The organism is Robiginitalea aurantiaca, assembly GCF_030380815.1.
Lineage (GTDB): Bacteria > Bacteroidota > Bacteroidia > Flavobacteriales > Flavobacteriaceae > Robiginitalea > Robiginitalea aurantiaca.
The window spans coordinates 1-716 of the sequence record NZ_JAUDUY010000033.1 but is presented as its reverse complement, the minus strand read 5'-3'; the positions used below and the strand labels follow the sequence as shown (position 1 = coordinate 716).

Sequence of the window (716 nt, the reverse complement as noted above, 5' to 3'; positions counted from 1 at the left end):
ACATCGAAGGGATCGTTTACATTACTTCCCTCATACCCGTCATCAAGACCATCACCATCCGTGTCTGTACCTGTAAAGGTCCAGTCCGGCTGTCCATCGAAATTAAAGTCATTACCCTCGTTGTTATCGGGAACCAAATCGTTGTCCGAATCGGAATCCAGGTAATCAGGCTCACCATTATTTTCAGAATTTTCCGGGGTTAACCCTCCCAGATAAGCTGAATTTACTCCTAAATTAGAGGCATAGGTCTCTGCATTATCAGGGTTAGGAGCTATGTAACCAGAAGTAGTCTGGGCTTCAATATTATCGGGTATCCCATCGTTGTCTGAATCGATATCCAAATGATCCGGTTTACCATCTTCATCCGAATCCTGTGGATTAGTGAGTGGATCCATATCTCCGTCGATATCAAAATCCTCCGTACTGTCTAGCAATCCATCATTGTCGTCGTCGAGGTCATCCGAATCCGGCACACCATCTCCATCCGTGTCGGGACCGGAATCATCCGTCGGATCCAGATAGTCCGGAGTACCATCGTTATCTGTATCATCGTCCGTGGGATCCCCGTTTTCATTGCTATCTTCATCCGGGGTGTCTATCCCATCTCCATCATCGTCAATATCCCTGTAATTTACATCGCCCTCTCCGTCCGTATCGGGCAGGTCGTTGGCCGGATCATCGATCTCGTCGTTGACATCGAAGGGATCGTTTACATT

1 pseudogene is annotated in these 716 nt (G+C 47.5%); it reads right to left on the bottom strand.

What is annotated here, in order from left to right:
* Positions 1 to 716 (bottom strand): annotated as a pseudogene (locus QU605_RS15315) (gliding motility-associated C-terminal domain-containing protein); the annotation flags it as partial.